The organism is Exiguobacterium sp. s161, assembly GCF_018619045.1.
GTDB lineage: Bacteria > Bacillota > Bacilli > Exiguobacteriales > Exiguobacteriaceae > Exiguobacterium_A > Exiguobacterium_A indicum.
The window spans coordinates 1,108,346-1,129,351 of sequence record NZ_JACSNH010000001.1 but is presented as its reverse complement, the minus strand read 5'-3'; the positions used below and the strand labels follow the sequence as shown (position 1 = coordinate 1,129,351).

Annotated in this window: 21 protein-coding genes and 1 tRNA gene; 9 read left to right on the top strand and 13 right to left on the bottom strand. The window is 46.8% G+C overall.

Features of this window, described 5'->3' with window-relative positions:
• Nucleotides 1–11: 11 nt before the first annotated feature.
• Nucleotides 12–2,024, bottom strand: a complete 2,013-nt coding sequence (locus tag KNQ14_RS05520) for a glycoside hydrolase family 13 protein (protein ID WP_251138273.1) — start codon at nt 2,022–2,024, stop codon at nt 12–14.
• Between the two features lie 194 nt (nt 2,025–2,218).
• Between KNQ14_RS05520 and KNQ14_RS05515 the strand changes: the two genes are divergently transcribed.
• Entirely contained in the window at nt 2,219–2,932 is a 714-nt protein-coding gene (locus KNQ14_RS05515; protein ID WP_023468535.1) for a YebC/PmpR family DNA-binding transcriptional regulator, read from the top strand.
• Between the two features lie 245 nt (nt 2,933–3,177).
• Nucleotides 3,178–3,471, top strand: a complete 294-nt coding sequence (locus tag KNQ14_RS05510; RefSeq protein ID WP_023468536.1) for a hypothetical protein — start codon at nt 3,178–3,180, stop codon at nt 3,469–3,471.
• Between the two features lie 40 nt (nt 3,472–3,511).
• Here KNQ14_RS05510 and KNQ14_RS05505 read toward each other — a convergent pair whose 3' ends face one another.
• Entirely contained in the window at nt 3,512–3,763 is a 252-nt protein-coding gene (locus KNQ14_RS05505) for a hypothetical protein (protein ID WP_029341919.1), read from the bottom strand.
• Between the two features lie 357 nt (nt 3,764–4,120).
• Between KNQ14_RS05505 and KNQ14_RS05500 the strand changes: the two genes are divergently transcribed.
• The 7 genes from KNQ14_RS05500 to mnhG are packed head-to-tail and all read left to right on the top strand — an operon-like array spanning nt 4,121 to nt 9,908.
• Complete coding sequence (locus tag KNQ14_RS05500) at nt 4,121–6,526, top strand: Na+/H+ antiporter subunit A (RefSeq protein WP_214859908.1); 2,406 nt, start codon at nt 4,121–4,123, stop codon at nt 6,524–6,526.
• Complete coding sequence (locus KNQ14_RS05495; RefSeq protein WP_023468539.1) at nt 6,523–6,963, top strand: Na(+)/H(+) antiporter subunit B; 441 nt, start codon at nt 6,523–6,525, stop codon at nt 6,961–6,963. Before KNQ14_RS05500 ends, KNQ14_RS05495 begins: the two co-directional genes overlap by 4 nt.
• A 1-nt stretch (nt 6,964) precedes the next feature.
• Nucleotides 6,965–7,306 (top strand): Na(+)/H(+) antiporter subunit C, encoded by a 342-nt coding sequence (locus KNQ14_RS05490; protein ID WP_023468540.1) that lies wholly within the window; start codon nt 6,965–6,967, stop codon nt 7,304–7,306.
• Entirely contained in the window at nt 7,299–8,786 is a 1,488-nt protein-coding gene (locus KNQ14_RS05485) for a Na+/H+ antiporter subunit D (protein ID WP_064299715.1), read from the top strand. The genes KNQ14_RS05490 and KNQ14_RS05485 overlap by 8 nt, the downstream gene beginning before the upstream one ends.
• A gap of 3 nt (nt 8,787–8,789) precedes the next feature.
• Entirely contained in the window at nt 8,790–9,266 is a 477-nt protein-coding gene (locus KNQ14_RS05480) for a Na+/H+ antiporter subunit E (RefSeq protein ID WP_023468542.1), read from the top strand.
• A gap of 47 nt (nt 9,267–9,313) precedes the next feature.
• Entirely contained in the window at nt 9,314–9,550 is a 237-nt protein-coding gene (locus tag KNQ14_RS05475; protein ID WP_369792030.1) for a Na(+)/H(+) antiporter subunit F1, read from the top strand.
• Entirely contained in the window at nt 9,534–9,908 is a 375-nt protein-coding gene (gene mnhG, locus KNQ14_RS05470; protein WP_023468544.1) for a monovalent cation/H(+) antiporter subunit G, read from the top strand. Before KNQ14_RS05475 ends, mnhG begins: the two co-directional genes overlap by 17 nt.
• 53 nt (nt 9,909–9,961) lie before the next feature.
• Here mnhG and KNQ14_RS05465 read toward each other — a convergent pair whose 3' ends face one another.
• The 11 genes from KNQ14_RS05465 to KNQ14_RS05415 form a co-directional block, all read right to left on the bottom strand.
• A complete protein-coding gene (locus KNQ14_RS05465) occupies nt 9,962–10,405 on the bottom strand; it encodes an Rrf2 family transcriptional regulator (protein ID WP_214859907.1) in 444 nt (147 codons plus the stop codon).
• Nucleotides 10,406–10,620: 215 nt separating this feature from the next.
• Nucleotides 10,621–11,517: a glycerophosphodiester phosphodiesterase gene (locus KNQ14_RS05460; RefSeq protein ID WP_214746132.1), complete on the bottom strand. Its 897-nt coding sequence runs from the start codon at nt 11,515–11,517 to the stop codon at nt 10,621–10,623.
• A gap of 157 nt (nt 11,518–11,674) precedes the next feature.
• Nucleotides 11,675–12,931, bottom strand: a complete 1,257-nt coding sequence (gene odhB, locus KNQ14_RS05455; RefSeq protein ID WP_050678279.1) for a 2-oxoglutarate dehydrogenase complex dihydrolipoyllysine-residue succinyltransferase — start codon at nt 12,929–12,931, stop codon at nt 11,675–11,677.
• A gap of 35 nt (nt 12,932–12,966) precedes the next feature.
• Entirely contained in the window at nt 12,967–15,807 is a 2,841-nt protein-coding gene (locus KNQ14_RS05450; RefSeq protein ID WP_214859906.1) for a 2-oxoglutarate dehydrogenase E1 component, read from the bottom strand.
• A gap of 312 nt (nt 15,808–16,119) precedes the next feature.
• Nucleotides 16,120–16,848 (bottom strand): amino acid ABC transporter ATP-binding protein, encoded by a 729-nt coding sequence (locus tag KNQ14_RS05445; RefSeq protein WP_023468549.1) that lies wholly within the window; start codon nt 16,846–16,848, stop codon nt 16,120–16,122.
• Entirely contained in the window at nt 16,845–17,489 is a 645-nt protein-coding gene (locus KNQ14_RS05440; protein WP_214859905.1) for an amino acid ABC transporter permease, read from the bottom strand. Before KNQ14_RS05440 ends, KNQ14_RS05445 begins: the two co-directional genes overlap by 4 nt.
• Before the next feature lie 31 nt (nt 17,490–17,520).
• The gene (locus KNQ14_RS05435; RefSeq protein WP_023468551.1) at nt 17,521–18,288 is read right to left on the bottom strand and encodes a transporter substrate-binding domain-containing protein; all 768 of its coding nucleotides are present in this window, start codon (nt 18,286–18,288) and stop codon (nt 17,521–17,523) included.
• A gap of 202 nt (nt 18,289–18,490) precedes the next feature.
• Nucleotides 18,491–18,574: transfer RNA gene (locus KNQ14_RS05430), tRNA-Leu, on the bottom strand.
• A gap of 42 nt (nt 18,575–18,616) precedes the next feature.
• Nucleotides 18,617–19,549, bottom strand: coding sequence for an alpha/beta hydrolase (locus KNQ14_RS05425; protein ID WP_029341930.1), 933 nt, complete (start codon nt 19,547–19,549; stop codon nt 18,617–18,619).
• Between the two features lie 21 nt (nt 19,550–19,570).
• Entirely contained in the window at nt 19,571–19,912 is a 342-nt protein-coding gene (locus KNQ14_RS05420; protein ID WP_023468553.1) for a hypothetical protein, read from the bottom strand.
• A 15-nt stretch (nt 19,913–19,927) separates the two neighbouring features.
• Nucleotides 19,928–20,938, bottom strand: a complete 1,011-nt coding sequence (locus tag KNQ14_RS05415) for a S66 family peptidase (protein ID WP_214859904.1) — start codon at nt 20,936–20,938, stop codon at nt 19,928–19,930.
• Nucleotides 20,939–21,006 lie beyond the last annotated feature (68 nt).

Genomic DNA, 21,006 nt, shown 5'->3' with positions numbered 1-21,006 from the left:
TTCGTCGGTGGTCATAAGGGGTATGCCGGCCTTGAGCAAATCGTGGACTCTGGACATGCCGCTGTCGCCTTCCACTTGCATCCGACTTCGATCGAAGATTTAATGGCGGTGGCTGATGCCGGAGAAGTGATGCCACCGAAATCGACTTGGTTCGAACCGAAACTTCGGAGCGGTTTACTGATCCATCCGTTTGATTCGTAATGCACACTAAAAAAGCAAGTCGCGGATGCGATATCCACGACTTGCTTTTTCTTATACGTGTGCAAAAGAAGAGCTGACACAGCTTCTACTTGAATAGTTCCCGATAACGTCGTTGCGTCTAACAGACTTTCATACGTTCCTTCAAGCGAAAGAGATTGTACCTCTTCACTGACGTTGACGACGAGCAAGTAAACCTGTTCGCCCTGACGTCGTTCGACAATAAATGTTTGTCTTGTATCATCGATCCTTTGGAAATGATACGTTCCGGCATTTGCTAAAACCGGATGCTGTTTTCGAAGATCGATCAACTGTGCAACGTGATCGAACAACTCACGGTTCTGCTTCGTCTCATCCCATTCCATACACGCACGGTTTGCCGGGTCTTGCCCCCCAGTCATTCCAATCTCATCGCCATAGTAGATGACGGGTGAACCCGGAAACGTCAACAGTGTAGTGAAGAGTAACTTCATTCGATCGATATTCCCTTTCGCACGCGTTAGAGCACGCGGCGTATCATGCGAGTCAATCAAATTGAACATGACCTCGTTGACATTTTGAGAATGCCAGTTTAAATTCCGGCTGACTGCATGTGAGAAATCACGAACGCTCGTCTCGCCCGTCGCAAAACAAGTCAAAAAGCTCTCTGTCAAACCGTAATTCATGACGGCATCAAATTGATCGCCGAGGAGCCATGGTTGCGAATCCGTCCAGCATTCGCCGACGATATAACATGTTCCGTTCGCAGCCCGGACTTCCTTTCGAAACTCACGCCAAAACGCATGATCGACTTCACTAGCGACATCCAGACGCCAGCCGTCAATTCCGAATTCCTCGACCCAGTAACGTCCGACGTGAAGCAAATAGTCTTTGACGTCCGGATGGGCAGTATTCAACTTCGGCATGTTTCGTTCAAATGCAAACACTTCATAGTTTGGAATCGATGGATCGACCGGGAAGGAATCAATCGTAAACCAGTTGGCGTATTTCGAGTCTTGTCCCTTTTCTAAGACATCTTGAAATGCTGGGTGCTCTTCACTAATATGATTAAAGACGGCATCGAGTAATACGCGGATACCGTTCTCATGTAGCACATCGATCATCTTGCGGAACGTTTTCTCGTCACCGAACGCAGGATCAAGCTTCAAGTAATCAAGCGTATCGTATTTATGATTGGATGGCGCTTGAAAGACTGGGCAGAAGTAGACACCCGTGACGCCGAGACGTTGTAAATGATCGACGTGATCAATGACCCCTTGAAAATCTCCACCGAAGAAATTCTGAAAAGCCGGTGCTTCACTTCCCCACTCCTTCGTTCCCGCTGGATCATTCGCCCGGTCACCATTCGCAAATCGTTCCGGGAAAATTTGATACCAGACCGTATCCTTCACCCAGTCCGGTGTATCAAAGACATCCGTCGCATGAACATATGGCACAGAAAAATAATAGCCTGGATGATCGAGTGGTGCTTCGTCATACCAGCCACGCTCGGTTAATACGGCTGTCGTATCGCCATGAACCTCAAACCCATACCGTACCCGCTTCCGTTCTGGACGGATTGCAATGAACCAATAGTCATACGTCGCATCACTTCCATTGTGTTGCATCAGCGTCCGTTTCACTTTCCATGATTTTTCTTTCTCCGGATCAAAATTCCAATCTCGGTCTTCTTCTTTTTCCGCTTCCCATTCATACGGATCACCATATATCAATTCAACTTTTTCAATATCGCCTTTAGCCGTCATGAGTCGGATATGGACCGTCTCTTGATCATAGGTATAAACAAATGGTGATAATGCGCGATGAACTACCCCAGCCTGGTTCAAATTCTGCCACTCTCCCTTAAATTGATATTTCTCTATCGGTAAAGTTCCTTTCTTCCACATCGCTTAAACGTATTTAATAGAAATTCAACGGTTCCACCGACATTTTAGTTCAGTCTGTCAGGTAGTTTAAGGTATACTGATAACGCATAGGAAATCAGGGATTTCTGATATTACGGAAAGAGAGTGGATACGAAATGGGTCGTAAATGGAACAACATCAAGGAAAAAAAAGCATCAAAAGACAAAAATACGAGTCGGATCTACGCAAAGTTCGGTCGTGAGATTTATGTAGCGGCTAAACAAGGTGAACCCGATCCAGAATCAAACCAAGCATTAAAGGTCGTTCTCGAACGAGCGAAGACATACAACGTGCCACGTGCCATCGTCGATCGGGCGATTGAAAAAGCAAAAGGTGGAGCGGAAGAAAACTACGATGTCTTACGTTATGAAGGATTCGGTCCAAGCGGTTCAATGGTCATCGTCGAAACGTTGACGAACAACGTTAACCGGACGGCTTCTGACGTCCGTGCTGCATTCGGAAAAAATGGCGGAAACATGGGCGTGAGCGGATCCGTCGCTTATATGTTCGATGCGACGGCAATCTTTGCCTTCGAAGGTAAAACTGCAGATGACGTTCTCGAATTGATGATGGAAGCGGATATTGATGTGCGCGATATCCTCGAAGAAGACGAATCTGTCATCATCTACGCTGAGCCGGAACAATTCCATGCTGTGCAAGAAGCGTTGAAAGCTGCAGGGATCACCGAGTTCTCACTTGCCGAACTCGTCATGCTCGCTCAAAACGAAGTCGCGTTGTCTGAAGACGACGTCGCACAATTCGAGAAAATGATCGATGCACTGGAAGATCTTGAGGATGTGCAACAGGTCTACCATAACGTAGAACTATAATCAAAAAGACAAGGGGATGGTCATGACCATCCCCTTGTCTTTTTGATTATAGTTTCTGTATCGGTTAACGCCCGGAATCGGTCACGCACCGTCTGTATTCATCATAAAGTATGAAACGCGTTTCATAACAAGAACTAAAAAAAGATTCATTTATGATGTTTATTTCTTGAATTTAATGGGAATAGTAATATTCGGTGTTAATTATAACTTATTTTATTTTGAAGAAATAAAAGGAGGAACGAACGATGACATATTCTTTAATCGAAACATTCAAACACATCGTAAGCGAGGCAACTAGCTTTAAGCGTGTTGATTTCGGAGGATACGATATTTATATGCAGACAACAGATGGACGAACGATTACGGCACACATCCGCTATGATGGTGGTGGAACAGACTTCAATGAAGCTTATTTAATGCTCGAATCGAGTACCGGTCAACGTCGCACAGCGACCTTAACGCTTTATCAATTCGAACATCTCTCTTCTTATACTGCACACAGTGAACGGACACGTGCCCTAGTCACAACAAGTGCTTAATGACCATAAAACACGCCTCTCATTCGAGAGACGTGCTTTTTTAATTTTCTTCTCGCTCGAGGCGTTCGAGTTCTGCGTGTGTTTGTGGGAATCCATTCGCTTGCCAATCTGCCCGATGAATGGAATCCAGTTGTGTCAGTCCGACTTCAGCCGGATCGCGTTTCGCGTCGACACTTGGACGATGGTCAATATCATCTGAAGTCGATTTTCGTTGTTGGTATTGTTGATAGGCGATTGTCGCAATCGCTGCTAGACCACCTAAAATAACACCTGTCTTGAATGTTGCTCGCATGAAAGTTCCCCCTCTATGGTCATTAGTTGTGCTCTAGATAAATGTACCCGCGTTCCTTGAGTTTGAATCATTCTTCTCATGGATCCACGTGTTTTTTGAAAAAAATCAAAAAAATTTTCAGCCTATTTCTGCCGTGTTCCTACATATTTAATAATCAAGAGAAAAAATGGCTCTATCCCTTATGCTTCAACGCTTCACGTCATGCAAGAAGGAAAAAAGTACGCTATACTTGATTCAGAAACATCTTCGACGAACAAAATGAATCGTGTCTTCTACTGGACAGTTCCGAGCTTCAACAGCTTGCGTTCGCGTCCCTTTTTCATTTTTGGTCGTCGATGTCACAAAGGAGGGAATTTCGTGTCCGTGATGCACGGGGCTATTTTACTGCCCATATTGATCAGTCTTTTCATTCCGCTTCTAGCGAAACGCCTTCCGAACATTCATACCGGTTGGTTTGTACTTGTCGTACCTGTACTGCTCGTTTCGTATTTCAGCCGCTTTCTCCCTGGTACGATGTCAGGTGAGACCTTTACGGCACGTATGCCGTGGATACCATCGCTCGGTATCGATTTCGTCACGTATCTTGACGGACTCGGCTTATTGTTCGCACTATTGATCACAGGAATCGGCTCACTCGTCGTTCTTTATTCGATTTTTTATTTAGATGCGAAAAAAGAATCACTCGGAACATTTTATGTCTATCTGTTGATGTTCATGACCGCCATGCTTGGGGTCGTACTGTCAGATAACATGATCGTCCTCTATCTGTTCTGGGAATTAACGTCGATTTCGTCGTTCTTATTGATCGCCTACTGGTACGAGCGGGAACGTTCTCGTTACGGCGCTCAAAAATCGATGCTGATCACCGTCTTTGGTGGATTAGCGATGCTTGGGGGAATCGCGATTCTCTCTACACTCAGTGGATCGTTAAGTATTCGTGAGACCTATGCGTCGCTTGAGTCGATTCAAGGTGAACCCTTCTTTACGGTCGCCCTTGTTTTATTCTTGCTAGCCGCCTTCACGAAATCGGCTCAATTTCCGTTCCACATCTGGTTACCAGATGCGATGGAAGCACCGACCCCTGTCAGCGCCTACTTGCACTCGGCAACGATGGTCAAGGCAGGGTTGTATCTTGTCGCTCGTTTCAGTCCGATTTTTGCGGATGAGTCGCTCTGGTTCTATCTCGTCTCATCTGTCGGAATATTCACCTTATTCTGGGGTTCACTCAATGCGGTGAAACAACATGATTTAAAGGGAATCCTTGCTTACTCGACGATTTCTCAGCTTGGATTGATCATGTCATTACTTGGACTCGGAGCAGCTGCCTTGCACGTCGACGCGTTAGATGACGGATTATATACGATTGCGACAGTCGCTGCGATCTTCCACCTGATCAACCACGCGACGTTTAAAGGCAGTCTCTTCATGATGGCGGGAATCGTCGATCACGAGACTGGTACTCGCGACATTCGGAAGCTCGGTGGTCTTGCGCAACTCATGCCGATTTCGATGACGATTGCGATGATCGGGACCCTTTCGATGGCGGGGATTCCTCCATTCAATGGTTTCTTAAGTAAAGAGATGTTCTTGACAGGTGTACTTGAAGTTTCAGGATCTGACTTGTTCCACTTACCGTCTTACGGTTGGATCATTCCTGTACTCGCCGTCGTCGGAAGTATCTTTACATTCGTCTATAGCATCTTGATCGTCCGCAGAGCGTTCTTCGGTAAGCGTCAAGACGACAAGTTACCGAAAACACCACACGAGGCACCGATTGGCATGTTGATTCCACCTCTCGTCCTCGTCTCGCTCGTCGTCATCATCGGACTCTTCCCGAATCTATTATCGGATACGTTGATTCGACCGGCAGTCGAAGCGATCTTACCGCAAGTCGTTGATGCGGGTGGCAAGATTGATGTGCATATTTCAATGTGGCATGGATTCAATACTGAATTATTCCTGACACTCGTGATCATCAGTGCTGGCGTAATCTTGTATAAAACACTCCCACGTTGGCAATCGCTTTACAACCGGATGCCACGTGCCGTCTCCTTGAATCATCAATATGACGCCTTGTTACGTCGTGGTGAACAGACATCGACAAAGATCCATGATACGGTCATGACCGGATACATGCGGTCGTATCTCGTCTACATCTTCGGATTCATCGTCATCTTGATCTTGACGGCATTATACGGGTTTGATGCCTTCCGCTTCGCGGTTGATCCAATCAGCTCGATTGACGCGTATGAGATCATCCTTGCACTCGTTCTCGTTTCGAGTGCCCTCTCGATCACCTTTGCGCGTTCACGACTGACATCGATCATCTTGCTCGGTGTGACAGGTTATACGGTCGCTCTGTTCTTCGTCTTGTTCCGAGCGCCAGACCTTGCCTTGACGCAACTCGTCATCGAGACAGTATCGGTCGCTCTGTTCCTGCTCGTTTTCTATCGTTTACCGGAAATCAGCCGGAAAGAAGAGCGCATTCCGTTCAAGCTCGGCAACGCCTTGATTTCGGCACTCGTCGGACTGACGGTGACACTCGTCGCACTTGCTTCTCTCAGCCAACGATCGTTTACTTCAATCGCCAAATATTACATCGATAATGTCGCTGATCTTGCCGCTGGCGGTAATATGGTCAACGTCATTCTCGTCGACTTCCGTGGCTTCGATACGTTGTTTGAGATTGCCGTTCTCGCACTTGCCGGAATCGGAATTTACACGATGATTAAATTCAGACGAACAGGAGGGATGGATAAATGAAAAAGCAGACAAAAAAGCATACGAATGACGTCATCTTAGAGTCCGCGACTTCCTTTATCACGTTCATCATCTTCCTGTTTGCTGTCTACTTGTTCTTTGCTGGACACTATACGCCAGGTGGCGGTTTCATTGGTGGTCTTGTGACGGCGTCTGCTCTTGTCTTGATTTTACTTGCTTACGACATCAAGACGTTACGCCGGATTTTGCCATTCGACTACAAATGGATCACGGCTCTTGGCATGTTGATTGCCGTACTGACGGCTTCAGGAGCGCTTGTCTTTAACGTCCCGTTCTTCACACATGCACATGACTATTTCAACCTACCGTTATTCGGTAAGACATCACTTCATACGGCGATGTTGTTTGATCTTGGTGTTTATCTTGTCGTCGTCGGTGTGACGATGACGATTATTCAAACGATTGGGGAGAGTGATTAATATGGAAATCATCATGGCGATCGCCGCAGGCATCCTGACGATGTGTGCCATTTATCTCATTCTTTCGAAAAGTATTCTTCGCATTATCATCGGAACAGGGTTGCTCAGCCACGCTGCCCATCTACTCGTCATGACGATGGGTGGATTAAAACGAGGCGCGGCTCCGGTCTTAAAGGACGGCGTGACTTCCTATACGGATCCACTACCGCAAGCACTCGTCTTGACCGCCATCGTCATCAGCTTTGGTGTCACTGCCTTTTTCTTGGTACTCGCTTATCGTGCCTATCAAGAACTCGGAACCGATAATATCGAAGAGATGAAAGGAACCGATTCGAATGATTAACTTACCACTACTACCAATCATCATCCCTTTGTTGACTGGTGTCATCTTGATGTTTTTCCCGCGACACCTCAAAGGACAACGAATCGTTTCCCTCTTTTCGACGATTTTAACTGTCTGTGCCTCCATCTATCTTGTGCTGACTGTCCGGTCGAACGGAATCTTAACAGTCACACTCGGTAGCTGGCCAGCACCTTTTGGTATCACACTCGTCTCTGACATGCTATCCGCTTTACTCGTCACGACGACAAGCATTCTTGTTCTTTGTATCATCTGGTATGCCATTGTCTACTTGAGCGTTTCCTATCAACGATACTACTATTTCATTGCCGTCCAATTCTTGCTCGTTGGTGTCAATGGTGCCTTTACGACAGGTGATATCTTCAACATGTTCGTCTTCTTCGAAGTCTTCCTGATTTCGTCTTATGTCTTGATCGTTCTTGGCGGGAAACCGGCACAATTACGAGAATCGCTGAAGTATCTTTTGATTAACGTCATCTCGTCCGCATTATTCGTCATGACAGTTGCCTTCTTGTACGGGATCATTGGATCGCTCAGCATGGCGGATATCAGTCAAAAGATTTCAGAGGTCGGACAACCGGCAATCCTAAACGTCATCGCCTTGTTATTCCTGATCGTCTTCGGATTAAAAGGTGCGATCTTCCCGCTCTACTTCTGGTTACCTGGTTCTTATCAAGTACCGCCGACGCCTGTTCTTGCTCTGTTCGGTGCCTTGCTGACGAAGGTCGGGGTCTACGGGATTTTACGGACGTATAGTTTGTTCTTCTCAAATGAGATTGGAACGATTCATCAAATCTTAAGTATCCTTGCTCTCAGTACGATCGTCATCGGGGTGATCGGTGCGCTTGCGACACGGGATGCGAAGCAAATCATCATCTACAACATCATCGTCGCAGTCGGAGTCATCTTGTACGGGGTTTCCCTCATGACACCGCAAGCGCTAGAAGGTGCGATTTTCTACCTTCTTCATGATATGTTGATTAAAGCCGCTTTATTCCTACTCGTAGGAATCATGGTCGGAATTGCCGGCTCGAGTAAGCTGAAAGATATGGGCGGGATGATCAAAGCCTATCCTGTATTAGGTTGGACGTTCTTCATCGCGGCGTTATCACTTGCCGGGATTCCACCGCTCAGCGGGTTCATTGGGAAATTCCTGATTGTTCGTGGTGGTATTGAAGCTGGTGAGTTGATTGGACCGATCATCGTCTTACTATCAAGTCTGCTCGTCTTGTATTCCGTCGTTCAATTGTTCATGCGTGCCTTTTGGGGAACACCGAAGACCTACTCGGGTGATAAACAAGCGCTTGTTCCCAAGCTGCTAGTTCCTACGATTGCCTTAGTTGCGCTCAGCGTTCTCTATGGAGTAGGTGCTGAGGCGATGCGTCCACTTATTCAACAAGCCGTCGAACCGTTGACGAATCCAACGCTCTATATCGATGCCGTACTAAAAGGAGGTCGTTAATTCATGGCATTTCAAGTCTTGCTCAACTTATTTCTTGCATTCTTGTGGATGTTTCTCTCAAACAATTTCTCGGCCTCCGGTTTCGTCATCGGTTACGCGCTAGGGCTGATTGCGATGTTCGCTTTCCGTCGCGGCTTCAAAGGTCGCTTTTATCTCGGACCTGTCGTCGCACTCGTCCTATTGTTTTTCCGCTTTCTCTACGAGCTTGTCGTCGCGAACATCGATGTCTTGAAAATCATTTTAAAGCCGAAGTTAGATATTCAACCTGGTATTTTCGCCTATGAGACCGAACTCGATCAACCGTGGCAAATCACGTTGCTGTCAATGCTGATCACGCTGACACCGGGAACGCTTGTCGTTGATATCTCGGATGATAATAAGACACTCTACATTCATGCACTCCACATGCCAGAGGTCGATGAAGCGGTCGCTTCGATTCGTGATAGTTTTGAGAAAGCCATTCTGGAGGTGAGTCGGTGATGTTCGATATTTTAATCTATATCGCACTCGGGGGTGTCTTTCTCTCGATGCTTGGTCTGTTTTACCGGGTCATCAAAGGACCAAGTGTTGCGGATCGTGTCATCGCGCTTGATTCAATTGGTATCAGCTTGATTTCAATCGTTGGACTTGTCTCGATCATCTTACGGACGAGCGACTACCTCGAAGTCATCCTGTTGATTGGTATACTCGCCTTCATCGGTACAGTTGCCTTTTCAAAATATATCGAGAAAGGAGAGATCATCGAACGTGATCGCAACCAATGAATTGATCGTCGCGGTCTTCGCCTTGCTCGGTATGGGATTTAGTCTCGTCACCGCGCTTGGTCTGATCCGCTTACCGGATGTCTATACGCGTGCTCACGCTGCATCTAAAAGCGCGACATTAGGTGTCATGTCGATTTTAATCGGCGTCATCATCTATTTCGTCACTGAAGATGGATTCTTCTCCTCTCGTGTCGTTCTCGGCATTCTGTTCGTGCTCATCACAGCACCAATTGGAGGACATCTGATCGCTCGTGCTGCATATTACAGCAATGTGCCGCTATGGAAATCGTCTGTTCGAGACGACTTGTCCCAGAACAAAGAACATGTGGAACCAAAGAAACGTCAAGATGATGTATAAGTATCGCTATGACAAAACCCTCGCTTCCATTCACGGAAGCGAGGGTTTTTTGATTAGGAACGCTGTAAAAATGAGGCAGCAAACAAGAGTGCCAACTCATCACGATTATCTAGCAATTCTTCTAATGTATGCTGTTCCAGTTCCCGGATAAAAGCTAGAAGCGCTCGTCCGAGCACACCTTTTAGACGGCATCCTGGTTCGATGACACAATGACTGTTGCTTCCAAAACACTCGACGATATCCATCGGTTCCATCTCCCGAACGACTTTCCCGATGTTGATGTCTTTTGGCTCACGAATCAAACGGAGTCCGCCTGACCGACCTCTTGTTGATTCGACATAGCCAAGTTTCGCTAATTGTTGTGTTACCTTCATTAAATGGTTGGATGAGATGCCATAATGCTTGGCAATCTGCGGCATTGGTGTGATAACATCCCGGTGCACCCCGAGATACATCAACACACGTAGTCCATAATCCGTATACTGTGTAATTCTCACGACCTCACTCCATTCCTTCCCAAAACTGCACTGTTATCGTACCATGAAATACGAAACTGACTACATTGTTTTGTCTCATGATTCGAAATTCTGATAAACCTCTATAGGGTTTACGTATGGAATGAAATATTGGATTTAAAATACGAGTTTTAAAAACAAAAAACTATTCCTCCTTTCCTGTTCGAAAGAAGAAATAGTCCTGTTTCGTTTTTACTTTATTTTTTGTACAGCCCTTTCACGACATCATTGAAACGGTCAGCATAGTTCGTAAAAACACCTGTAACACCATAATCAAGCATACGTACCATATCCGCTTTTTCATTGACAGTATACGGGTGAAGTAATAAATCATGCGCGCGAATCGCTGAGATGTTCTCACGTGTCAACGCTTTGAAGGAAGGACCGACACCGACTGCATACTGACGGATTGCAGTCAATCGATCATCCGTCAATGCCTTGACTTCGTTCGCTTCCATCAACTGAATAAGCGGTACATTCGGATCCATGGCTTTGATTTTTTGAAGGCTTGCTTCACTGAACGATTGAATTAAGACTTGACCCGGTTTTACACGATCACTCGATAAACCATAAGCTTTTAAGGTATTCAATAACTTCTCTTCCATACCTGGATAAACCTCTGGCGATTTTGTTTCAATATAATAGTTCGCATGCTTTCCATATGTCGAGAAAATTTCTTCAAGTGTCGGCACTTTTAATCCAGCGTACTCTTTTCGAGCAAGTGAAGGGTTTACTTCATTGAACCAGCTTCCTGCATCAAGCTTCTTGATTTCTTCAAGTGTCTTGTCTTTGACAGCACCCGTCCCATCTGTCGTCCGATCAACCGTTTCATCGTGCATCGCAATCAATTGACCATCTTTTGTCATCTGTAAGTCAATCTCGATGTAATCTGCTTTAAATTTCTTATGTCCCATTTCATAAGCTGGCATCGTATGCTCTGGTGCATACCCTGAAGCTCCGCGGTGAGCGACGTTGATGATTCGATTTGGATCGAGCAATGATTTTCCTTTTGATTGTGCACCGACATCTTCTGTCGGAAAACCTGTACTTAATATCGCGCCTGCAGCCATCGTTAACCCAAATTGTTTCAACATAATTGATTCCCCCTTGAAATATTCTTACAATACCTATCCTAAGTCGTATGTATGAAGCTGATATAGAGAAAATGTAAATGTCATTTCGTGATTTGATGACAAAGTGTTATTACGACATAGAAAAAGACCCGTTCGATCAAACGGGTCTTCTTGAAACTTACGCTTCGAAAATCAATGACTCTGGATCTTCAAGCAAATCTTTGATGTGCTTCAGGAACGTAACGGCTTCTTTTCCATCAACGATTCGGTGGTCGTAGGAGAGTGCGACATACATCATCGGACGGTTTTCCATGCGTTCAGCATCAATCGCTACAGGACGCAAGTTGATTGCGTGCATTCCGAGAATCGCGACTTGTGGACCGTTTAAGATCGGTGTCGACATGAGTGAACCGAACGTACCACCATTCGTGATCGTGAACGTACCACCCGTCAAATCAGATAGACCGAGTTTATTATCACGCGCCTTGACCGCTAGTTGAATGATGTCTTTTTCAATCTCAGCGAAGTTCTTCTTATCCGCATCACGAACGACCGGAACGACGAGACCGTCTGGTGCTGAGACCGCAATCCCGATATCGTAGAATTTCTTCAGGACGATTTCATCCCCTTGAATCTCAGCATTCAAGTATGGCATCTTCTTCAGTGCTGCGACTGCTGCTTTTGTAAAGAATGACATGAAGCCGAGCTTGACTTCGTTTTCCTTCACAAATTTCTCTTGGCGACGTTTACGTAGTGCCATGACCGCTGACATATCGATCTCATTGAATGTCGTCAACATCGCTGCCGTTTGTTGAACTTCAACGAGTCGGTTCGCGATTGTCTTACGACGGCGTGACATCTTGATTCGCTCTTCCGGTTTCCCAGGAGCGGCTGCAGGTGCTGGTGCCGGTGTAGCAGGTTTCGTAGGAGCCGGTTTTGCTTGCTCACGTGGTGCTACTTCAAACGTCGCGACGTCTTGGACGCGGATGCGACCGAGCGGATCTTGCGTTGCCACTTGTGCTAAATCAATTCCTTTTTCACGAGCCAGTTTACGGGCAGCAGGTGAAGCAATCGGACGATCCGCAACAGATGTACTTTCAGTCGCTGCTGCAGCCACCGGTTGTTCCGCTTTTTCTTCTGCTTTTGGTGTCTCTTTTGGCGTTTCTTGTACTGTTTCTGCCGCAGCCGGTTTTGGAGCCTCGCCACCAGCAGAGATGACAGCAATCGTTTCCCCGACGCGAACTGTATCTCCTTCAGCAGCCATCACTTCCGTCAACGTACCAGCTTCATCTGACGGCACTTCGATGTTGACCTTATCTGTCTCGAGCTCAACGATGGCTTCCCCTTTTTCCACGTGATCACCTGGTTGTTTTAACCAAGACGCCACCGTTCCTTCTGTAATTGATTCGGCAAGTTCTGGTACTTTGATTTCCATCGTATTCTCCCCCTATGACTCGATTCTATCTTAAGTTATGATGTGTGATTTGATACGTGTGATGGCGCTGTTGGAATAGAAGCAGTCGCTGTGAGTGCATCATTGATGATACGTGCCTGCTCTACTTTATGACCTGATGGGTCACCTTCTGCTGTACTGGAACGACGACGACGACCGATGTAACGGACCGTTTGGATACCATTCGGTGCGACTGTCTCAAGTCGAGGTTCCATGAAGGACCACGCCCCCATGTTTTTCGGTTCTTCTTGCACCCAGACCATTTCTTCGACGGATTCATAGCGCGCGATGACTTCTTTTAAGGCTTTTGCCGGGAATGGATACAACTCCTCGACCCGGACGATTTGTAGCCAATCGAGATTCTCATCTGATTTCGAAACGGCTTCAGCTAGGTCGATTGCCATCTTACCAGAACAGAACACAAGACGTTTGACACGATCTGGTGCTTCTCCGAGCCCTGATTGTTCAATGACACGTTGGAAACTACCTTCCGTCAACTCAGAGACATCCGATGTTGCAAGCGGATGACGCAAGAGACTCTTCGGCGTCATGACGACGAGCGGTCGGACTTCCTCTTTTCCGAGAATCGCTGCTTGTCGGCGCAATAAGTGGAAGTACTGGGCAGCACTCGATACGTTCGCGACCGTCCAGTTTTTCTCACCCGATAACGTCAAGAAGCGTTCTAAACGACCACTCGAGTGTTCTGGTCCTTGCCCTTCATAACCATGCGGAAGCAACATGACGAGACCTGATGTTTGTCCCCATTTCGCTCGGCTAGCTGAGATGAACTGGTCGAAGATGACTTGACCTGAGTTCGCAAAGTCCCCATATTGCGCTTCCCATAATACGAGCGTTTCCGGAGCGAAGACGTTATAACCGTATTCAAAACCAAGTACACCTGCTTCAGACAACGGACTGTTGTAGACCGAGAATGATGCAGTTGCCGTTGATAAGGCATGGAGTGGCGAGAAGCCTTCTCCTGTTTTCACATCATGAAGATTAATGTTCCGTTGTGCGAACGTTCCTCGTTCAGAATCTTGACCGCTCAAGCGGATTGGTGTTCCATCTGAGAGAATCGAAGCAAACGCCAATGTTTCGGCATGTCCCCAGTCAATTCCGTTCTTTGTCGAGAACGCATCCGTCCGTCGCTTCAGGACCTTCTCAAGTTTATGGAACACTTGGAAGCCATCCGGCCACTGTAACAATTCTTCGTTGTACGCCGTCAATGTTTCAATCGAGACTCCTGTCTCAATCGTCGGAACCCCTTTAAAGACTACGTCCGGCATGACCCCACCATACTCTTTCTCCGCGTTCGGTACTTTTTCACGAGCCGCTTTCATTTGATCATTGATCGACGTTTCAATCGATTGAATTTCGTCAGCTGTCGCATCCCCGTTCGCGACAAGCGTTTTCCCGTACAAGACACGAATTGGATCATGTTTATGAATCAAATCGTATAAGACCGGGTTCGTATTCATCGGTTCATCCATTTCGTTATGACCAAAACGACGATATCCGATTAAATCAATCATGACATCCTTCTTAAACGTTGCCCGGTACTCGCTCGCGAGCAAAGCGACTGCGAGACAGCTTTCCGGCTCATCCGCGTTGACGTGGAAGACTGGGATCTCGTATCCTTTGGCAAGATCACTCGAGTAACGTGTCGAACGGGAGTCCGTCGGCTCCGTCGTGAAGCCGATCGTGTTGTTCGCGATGATATGAATCGTTCCGCCGGTGTTATATCCTTTGAGATTCGCTAAATTCAAAGTTTCAGCCACAATTCCTTGACCTGGGAACGCTGCATCCCCATGAATGAGGATCGCAGCTGCTGCTGCTTGCTCTTGACGTGGTGCCCCTTTTTGCGAGCGATCATCTTGTGCCGCACGTGTGAAGCCTTCGACGACTGGGTCGACGAACTCAAGGTGCGACGGATTGTTCGCAAGCGTCATCCGCACGTTACGTGTCTCTTGCTCGAGTTTTCGGTTTAAACCGAGGTGATACTTCACGTCGCCCGTCCAACCGTACGTGATCCCGATCGATCCTTCAGATGGTACGAGGTCGTGGTTCGGTGCATGCTGGAACTCAGCAAAGATCATTTCATATGGCTTCCCAAGTACGTGCGCCAAAACGTTCAACCGTCCACGGTGTGCCATTCCGATATTGATCGTCTCCGACCCATTCGAGATGAGGTGTCCGACGATCGTGTCGAGCAATGGCACCATCGCGTCAAGTCCTTCAATCGAGAAGCGTTTTTGACCGACATATGTTTTGTGCAAGTATTTTTCGAAGAGGTCCGTTTCAGCTAAGCGTTTGAACAACTGTTTCTTTTGTTCAGCGTCTAGCGTCGCCGTCAAAGCACCTTGCTCGATTTTCTGTCGGAGCCATTTCTTTTCATCGAGATCGTCGACATGCTGGAACTCAACTGCGGCTGCTCCCGTGTACTGCGCTTTTAAATGTTCGATGCCTTCAAACGCGTCCTGTAAACCAGTTGGTGGTTCAGGACAGACGAGTGAGACTGGCATTTTTCGAAGATCTGCCTCTGTCAATCCGTACTGACTCAATTCGAATAATCCTGTTTCTCGCGGATGGTCCTTCAGCGGATAGATATCCGCCGCAAGATGTCCTTTTGCACGAATTTGTTCCGCTAAACGATTCGCCGCAAGATATTTTTCGAAATCTCCTGTCTCGACTTGCATCGGTACGACTGGTTCCGTCACGGGTGCACCATGCTCTTCGAAATAAGCACGTGTCTCCTCATCAACGGATGTCTTGTCTTCTAAAAAACGCTCGTACAATTCAATGATGTAGCCAAGGTTTGGTCCATAGAATGCTTGTTGATCTTGCTCGTGGCCTGCCATGTACGGTTCCCCCCGTTTCTATATTTCTCCCCACACATCCAGTGGATACTCGATGTGTTTCCAGCCCTCTACCTGTTAGCGCTTTCAAAAGGAATTGCATGAATAAAACGCTGAACGTCATGAGAAGGAATGATCGTGTCATTCTCCCATAAAAGTGCCTTCGTTACTATATTACTACTCTTTTCCTGTGTGTGCATTTCGAATTCCCGAATTCTCACGCTTAAATGTATAAGTTTTTCTTATGAGCGCTTAGACAGTTATTTATGATTCGTCAAAAAACCGGCGTATCCGCATTTAGATACGCCGGTTCCATCATAAGACCTTACTAAGGAACGATTGCGTCCGTTCGTGTTGTGGAGAATCAAACAATGCTTGTGGCACGTTCTCTTCGACGATATAGCCACCATCCATGAATAAGACGCGATCTCCGACCTCTCGAGCGAATCCCATCTCATGGGTCACGACGACCATCGTCATGCCTTCAAGGGCAAGTTGTTTCATGACGGCAAGCACGTCACCGACCATTTCCGGGTCAAGCGCTGACGTTGGCTCATCAAATAACATGATTTTCGGATTCATTGCAAGCGCGCGGGCAATCGCGACCCGCTGTTTTTGCCCCCCAGATAATTCACCTGGATAATTATCCGCTTTTTCACGTAATCCGACTTTATCGAGTAGTTCAAGTGCCCGCTGTTTCGCCTGTTCTTTATCCGATTTACGCACTTTGATCGGTGCAAGCGTGACGTTTTCTAGCACGGTCTTATGCGGGAAGAGATTAAAATGTTGAAAGACCATCCCGACTTCTTCCCGGACCTTGTTGATATCGACCTTTGGACTCGTAATATCGAAATCATCGACGATGACCGTGCCACCTGTAATCTCTTCCAATCGATTCAAACAGCGTAAAAACGTACTTTTCCCAGATCCCGACGGACCGATGACACAAACGACTTCTTTTTCGGCAATCGAGACGTTGATGTCTTTTAAGACTTCATTCGAACCGAATGATTTCTTTAGATTCTTTACTTCTATGATACTCATCGTAATGTAAACCTCCGTTCCAAGAACTTCGCCACTACGGACAAGAGATAAATGATGACGAAGTACATCAATCCGACGACGGACCAGACGATGAATGGTTCAAACGTCGTTGACTGCTGCACTTGACCTTGTTGTGTCAAGTCAGCGATTCCGATAATCGACAACAACGATGTATCTTTTAAGCTGATGATCGATTGGTTCGTAATCGTTGGTAACATCCGTCGGAATGCTTGCGGTAAGATGATCTGTACCATCGTTTGACGCCCTGTCATCCCGAGTGAACGCGCAGCTTCTGTTTGTCCTTTATCAATCGACTGGATACCAGCTCGAATGATCTCCGCAAAATAAGCACCGGCATTGATTGCGACCGTCAGTATCCCTGCATACATCCGGTCCATCGATAACCATTCGAGCGAATTGAGTCCAAAATAGATGAAGAATAACTGAACGATGAACGGCGTTCCGCGAATGACATCAATATAGACAATTGCGATCCCGTTTAAGATTTTTGATGGTGATAACCGCATCAATGCGACGACTAAGCCAATCAGAAAGCCGACGATGACCGCGATGATGAAAATATACAATGTGACTTGAAGCCCTTCCAAGAAAAATGGAAATGCGGTTTTGACCACTTCCATTGGCTATCCCACTCCCTTATCGCCTTGCGACTTATTTCAGATACGTGTCAACGATTTTATCGTATTCACCGTTTTCTTTCAGATTCGCAAGTCCTTTGTTGATTTTCTTCATCAGATCCTCGTTCTCACCTTTTAAGACAGCGATTCCGTAGTTGTCCCCGTTGAGACGGTCTCCGACAAGTTTTAATCCAAGGTTTTGTTGTTTGTTTGCATATGAGATGACAGGATAATCTTCAATCAAAGCAGCAGCGTTACCGTTCTTCACTTCTTGGAACATCGCTGGACTGTCATTGAACTGTGTGACCGTGAATCCCAGTTTGTCTGCGTTATCCGTTGCATATTTCGCACCCGTCGTTCCCTTTTTGACGGCTACTTTTTTCCCTTTTAAATCGTTGACGGATTTAATACCATTCTCATCTTCTTTGACGACTAGAATAAGACCAGCTTTGAAGTATGGATCCGAGAATGTGACGACTTTCTTCCGTTCTGGCGTAATACTCATACCAGCAATGGCAACGTCCAATTGATTTGCTTGAAGTGCCGGAATAATGCCGCTAAAGTCCATCGCTTCAAATTGAATCTTGAAGTTCTGATCCTTCGCGATTGCTTTCATGAGATCGATGTCGATTCCTTTGTACGTATCCCCGTCTTTATATTCGAATGGTGGATACGTGACGTCAATGCCGACCTTATAAGTCTTTCCTTCAGACGACTCTTCTTCTTTCGAACCGATGCTACATGCACCAAGTACGAGAACACAGCTCATCAAGAGCGCTAGCAAGATACTCCCTTTTTTCATGTTTGTTTCCCCTCTCCTATGTGTTAAAGATTGTCTACTTCACTTAGTACTTTCCCTGAAGAGTACCCTCTTTAAAACGTATTTTACCAGAAAAATTCTAAAAAGATAAATATTTCTGAATTTTTATTAGTTGTAATCGTTTTCTATTCAGCAACAAAAAAGAAGGCAACCCCTTGCTGGGATTGCCTCCTTCAATCATTTATGCCGCCGAGAGGACTTGAACCTCCACGGTGTTGCCACCACTAGATTCTGAGTCTAGCGCGTCTACCAGTTCCGCCACGACGACGTTGATTTATGATATTAATATAGCGGGTAACGAACTGAGTTGTCAATCATTTCGCAAGATGTTGCGAACGAACTTCTCGACGACATCATCATACAATGCCGGATCCTCAAAATAGGCCATCGCGTGAGCGGCATTTGGAATGACGACGAGCTCTTTTTCCGTTGGACAAGCTTCATACAGCTCATATACCATGTCTGTCGGTACAAACGTATCCGCCCCACCATGGATGAACAAAATCGGTACCTGTGCTTTTTTGACTTGTTTCAACGCTGATGCTTCACGGAACGTATAACCTGCCTTTAGCTTCGTCAATACGCTCGTCATGCCTAAGAACGGAAAGTGTGGTAGTCGATACATCCGCTTCATCTGATACGCAAGGACAGCATTGACGGACGTATAGGCACAATCAGAAATGATTCCTTTGATTTGTGGTGGGAGTTGTTCGCCACTCGTCATCAATACGGTCGCCCCTCCCATCGACACCCCATGCAAGAACAGTTTCGCATCCTGTCCGATCCGTTCAATCAGATAATTCGACCAACTGAGACAATCTTCCCGATCATGCCATCCGAATCCGATATAGTGACCGTCACTCATTCCGTGTCCACGATTATCGGGCATCATGACATGGAAACCGGCCTGATGGTACAGATAGGCGAATCCGGCTAAATCCGTTCCGACGCCTCCGTACCCGTGCACGAGAATGACGATCCGATCTGACGGAACAGGTGACGGAAGAAAATGCCCGCGTAACGTTAAACCGTCTTTCGCTTCAATCTCGATCCGCTCAAGCGGTTGCTCCTTGATCCACGTCTGACCAGGTTGCATCAATCGGACCATCTCGTCACTTAAATCTCGATTATTCGATAAGAATGGCTTTGGATTCGTGGCGATTGCCATCTCATAAAAATAATAACTCGCTGCTACTAATCCGGATCCGATGACTCCGATTCCAATTTTTGTTCTGCGACGCATCTGCCCCACTCCTTCTTTCCGTTATAGCTCGATCTTCAGTTGAGCAGCATGGTCATCCTCTTCATCCTGCAAGACTTGTTGACGTAATCGTTGTTCTTGTTGCTGACGCCGGTAGGCAAACTCTTGGACAAGCTCTGTACCCGTGAATCCATCTTCTACGAGTTCGCTCAATAAATCTGTTTCTGTCTCGACGACCTCCCCCGGACGTCGCATGACGAGAACATCTCCGACTTGTGCAATCAGCAATTCATCTTCTAGACGAAGTGCATCGTAAAATGGTTCCGGTAACGTCATACGACGTGTCTCCGGGTTGATATGGACGCGTTTATAAACGCCTAGTGCTTGAAACTTACGACGTGCCATTGCGTGCTCTCCTTTTTAGTTGAACGTCAGATCGATTCGTGAATCTTTTCCTTGAATACGAACCGTACCCGTCGCTCCATTGATTAACGTCAACTGTGGCGGCTGATGACCGATGTCAAGATCGTATAAGACTGGTAAGCCCGTCTCATCCGCTAGATATTGGTACACGTCTAGCCATGTCAGATCTTCTGTAATCCTTGCAGACGTACGCCCGAATAAAAAGCCAGCCGCATGGTCAAACCACCCAGCATACGCCATTTGTCGCAGTGTCCGGTGCACCTCTGCCGAATTCGCTTCAGACACCTCGAAGTACCAGAGTATCGGTTCTCCGTTTATTTCTTCACGCTGGAAACGCTGCACATCTCCATACGGTGTCCCAATCAGATGGCGAATCGTCTCCAGACATCCACCAAGTAAACGTCCGGTCACCTCGGTTCGCTCATCAAGTGCTTTCCATTCCATCGCTTCCGTTAGCTGAAATAACGAACCTGCTGGACGTTCTTCATCAGTCCACTCGGGTTGATAACGATCGGAAGCCCACTGTGTGACGGTTCCTCCAGTTGGCGTCGCGAGCACCCGTCGCCAGGCACTTGTCGTCTCGTCCCATTCTTCACTTCGAAGCTCAACGAAATTTGGACCATGTGCTGTCGCGATTCCCGTCTGAAGCGTCAGACTGAGCAATAACGTACTGATATCGGAATAGCCAAGCAACCATTTTGTTTGGTAAGTAGCTAGCGTCAACTCGGGGAATAGATCAATGGCGCGTTCCCCGCCAAATGGCGGGATGACGGCATCAATCGTCTCATCCGTCATCATGTGATTCAATTCTTCGGCGCGTTGTTTGACCGGTGCACTCTCAGCAAGTTGATGCGACCAAATCGTTTCGCCTAAACGGACGTTCATTTGCCGTGCTTGTACCTGTTCAACTGCTTGTTCGACCCATTCCTGTTGCTGTTCACGTAATCCGGAGGAGGGCGCCGTCACTCCGATCGTTTGACCTGTCCAACCTAAAAATGGATATTTCATGGTGACCCCCTATAATGTCATAGTGTGGAACTATCTTCTCGTCAAAATATGAGTTCATTATACCGTTC